2 protein-coding genes are annotated in these 3,174 nt (G+C 70.0%); both read left to right on the plus strand.

Annotated elements, in window-relative coordinates; translation table 11 throughout:
- Positions 1-82 precede the first annotated feature (82 nt).
- The gene (locus AB7U92_RS24610) at positions 83-1,255 is read left to right on the plus strand and encodes a vWA domain-containing protein (RefSeq protein ID WP_428583091.1); all 1,173 of its coding nucleotides are present in this window, start codon (positions 83-85) and stop codon (positions 1,253-1,255) included.
- A complete protein-coding gene (locus AB7U92_RS24615; RefSeq protein WP_428583089.1) occupies positions 1,252-3,111 on the plus strand; it encodes an autotransporter assembly complex protein TamA in 1,860 nt (619 codons plus the stop codon). Before AB7U92_RS24610 ends, AB7U92_RS24615 begins: the two co-directional genes overlap by 4 nt.
- Positions 3,112-3,174 lie beyond the last annotated feature (63 nt).

Consider the following 3,174-nt stretch of genomic DNA (forward strand, 5'->3'; position numbering starts at 1 on the left):
CCTTGACATCACGGCCGCCCGGCCGGGCGTGTATCCTCCTCGAACCGTTCTCGCCCCAGGGAGCCGGCGCGCCGGCGAGCCGATGCTGATCAACTTCTTCTACACGCTGCGCGCGGCCAAGCTGAAGGTCTCCGTGAAGGAATACCTGACGCTGCTCGAAGGCCTCAAGGAAGGCGTGATCGACAACTCGGTCGACCAGTTCTATTACTTCGCCCGCACCGCGCTGGTCAAGGACGAGGCCCAGTTCGACAAGTTCGACCGCGCCTTCGCCGCCTACTTCAAGGGCGTGGAGATGCTCACCGACTTCACGCAGGACATCCCGCTGGAGTGGCTGCGCAAGCACCTCGAGCTCGAGCTCACGCCAGAGGAGAAGGCGGCCATCGAGAAGATGGGCTGGGACGAGCTGATGGAGACGCTGAAGAAGCGCTTCGAGGAGCAGAAGGAGCGCCACGAGGGCGGCAACCGCATGATCGGCACCGGCGGCACCAGCCCGTTCGGCGCCTACGGCTACAACCCTCAGGGCATCCGCATCGGCCAGGACAAGGGCCGCAACCGAAGCGCGGTGAAGGTGTGGGACCAGCGCCAGTACAAGGACTACGACGACACGCTGGAGCTCGGCACGCGCAACATCAAGGTGGCGCTGCGCCGGCTGCGCCGCTTCGCGCGCGAGGGCTCGGAAGAGGAGCTCGACCTCGACGACACCATCCGCTCCACGGCCGCCAACGCCGGCTGGCTGGACATCAAGATGGTGCCGGAGCGGCACAACAAGGTGAAGGTGCTGCTGCTGATGGACGTGGGCGGCACGATGGACGAGCACATCCACCGCGTCGAGGAGCTGTTCAGCGCCGCCAAGAGCGAGTTCAAGCACCTCGAGTTCTATTACTTCCACAACTGCGTCTACGACTTCATGTGGAAGAACAACCGCCGCCGCTACAGCGAGAAGTTCCCGACCTGGGACGTGATCCGCAAGTACAACAAGGACTACAAGCTGGTCTTCGTCGGCGACGCGACGATGAGCCCCTACGAGATCCTGCAGCCCGGCGGCAGCGTCGAATACAACAACGAGGAGCCGGGCGCCGAGTGGCTGCAGCGGCTGACCCACGCCTTCCCCAAGTTCGCCTGGATCAACCCCGAGCCGCAGGGCGTGTGGGGCTACCGGCAGAGCATCTCCATCGTCCAGCAGCTGATGAACCAGCGCATGTTCCCGCTCACGCTGCAGGGGCTGGAAGGGGCGATGCGCCTGCTGAGCAAATGACCCGCCGCGCGCCGCGCCCGGCGCTGCCCGCCGGCGCTGCGGTGCTGGCGGTGGCACTGCTCGGCGGCTGCTCGGCGCTCGACGGATTGCGCACCGAGCGTCCCGAGGGCGCCGAGGCCGAAGCGGGCGCGGCACCCACCCGGGCGCCCTATCGCCTCGAGCTGATCGCCCCCGACGCGCTGCGACCGCTGCTGGCCGAGCACCTGGACCTCTCGCGCTTTCGCAACGCGCCGGACACCGAGGCGATCGACAACTCCGAACTGGCCCGCCTGGCCGCGGCCGCGCCGGCGCAGGCGCGCGCGCTGCTCGAGACCGAGGGTTACTTCGCCGCGCAGGTGGAAAGCTCGCGCCGCGTCGATGCCGACGGGCAGCCGGTGGTGCAGATCAAGGTCGAGCCGGGCCCGCGCAGCGTGGTCGAGCGCGTGGAGTTCGTCGTCGACGGCGAGCTGCAGCGGCTGGCGGCACAGTCCGACGAGGGTGCCGCCGAGCTGCTGGGTGCGCTGCGGCGCGACTGGCCGCTGGGCGAAGGCAAGGCCTTCCGCCAGCCGGCCTGGGCCTCGGCCAAGAACACCACGCTGGCGCGGGCGCGGGCCGAGGGCTATCCGGCCGCGGCCTGGGCGAAGACCGAGGCGCGTGTCGACGCGACGAGCCATCGCGTGGCGATCCGCGTGGAGCTCGACAGCGGCGCGCTGTTCCGCCTCGGCGAGATCGAGGTCGAGGGCCTGCAGCGCTACGACGCGAGCACGGTGCGGCGCCTGGCCACTTTCGGCCGCGGCACACCCTACAGCGAGAAGCTGCTGCTCGACTACCAGGAGCGGCTGCTCAAGCTGGGCCTGTTCGAGAGCGCCTCGGTGGAGCTCGATCCCGAGCCGGCCACCGCCGGCGCGGCGCCGGTGCGCGTGCGGGTGCGCGAGCTGACCCTGCAGCAGGCCACCATCGGCGTGGGTGTCAGCGCCAACACCGGACCCCGCGTCACGCTGGAACACCGCCACCGCCGGCCCTTCGGGCTGGACTGGGTGGCCACCAACAAGTTCGAGGTCGGCTCGTCGATCAAGTCATGGAGCGGCGAGCTGATCTCGCACCCGCTGGAGGGGCTGTACCGCAACCTCGTGGCCGGCAACGCGGAGCGGCTGCGCTCCGGTGAGGAGATCCGCACCGCCTGGACGGCGCGCCTGGGCCGCACGCAGGACACGCCGCGCATCGAGCGGTTGTATTTCGCCGAGCTCACGCATGCGCGCGTCGACAACCCGGCCGGCCGCACGCGCAGCGAGGCCGTCACCGGCAACTACCACTGGATCTACCGCGACGTCGACAGTGTGCTGCTGCCCACCGATGGCTGGACGCTCTCGCTGCAGTCCGCGCTCGGCCGCTCGCGCAACTCCACCGAGCAGAACGGCCCGTTCGGCCGCGGCTATGGCCGCGTCACGCTCTACCAGCCGCTGGGCAGCACGTGGTACGGCAGCGCGCGCATCGAGGCGGGCAACCTCTTCGCCGCCAACAACGTGGGCGTGCCCGACACGTTGCTGTTCCGCGCCGGCGGCGACGACTCCGTGCGCGGCTATGCCTACCGCACGCTGGGCCCGGTGGTCGACGGCGCAGTGACCTCGGGCCGCGTGATGTTCACCGGCAGCGCCGAGATCGCCCGGCCGATCTCGGCGCAGCGCCCGTCGCTGTGGTGGGCGGCGTTCGTCGACGCCGGCAATGCGGCCAACCACTGGAACGAACTCGACCTCGCCTGGGGCTACGGCCTGGGGATGCGGTGGCGCAGCCCGGTGGGCCCGCTGCGCGTCGACCTGGCCTACGGCGAGGAGGTGCGCAAGTGGCGGCTGCACCTGAGCGTGGGCATCGCCTTCTAGCGCCATGGCCACCAGGATGCTTCGCCGACCCGCCTGGGGCCGCTGGCTGACGCTGGCGGCCGT

The sequence above is a fragment of the Piscinibacter sp. genome (assembly GCF_050175855.1).
Taxonomy (GTDB): domain Bacteria; phylum Pseudomonadota; class Gammaproteobacteria; order Burkholderiales; family Burkholderiaceae_C; genus Piscinibacter.

What these genes read in the sequence shown, in the direction of transcription:
- AB7U92_RS24615 (WP_428583089.1), top strand. Translation starts at nt 1,252, where the DNA reads ATGACCCGCCGCGCGCCGCGCCCGGCGCTGCCCGCCGGCGCTGCGGTG.
- AB7U92_RS24610 (WP_428583091.1), top strand. Translation starts at nt 83, where the DNA reads ATGCTGATCAACTTCTTCTACACGCTGCGCGCGGCCAAGCTGAAGGTC.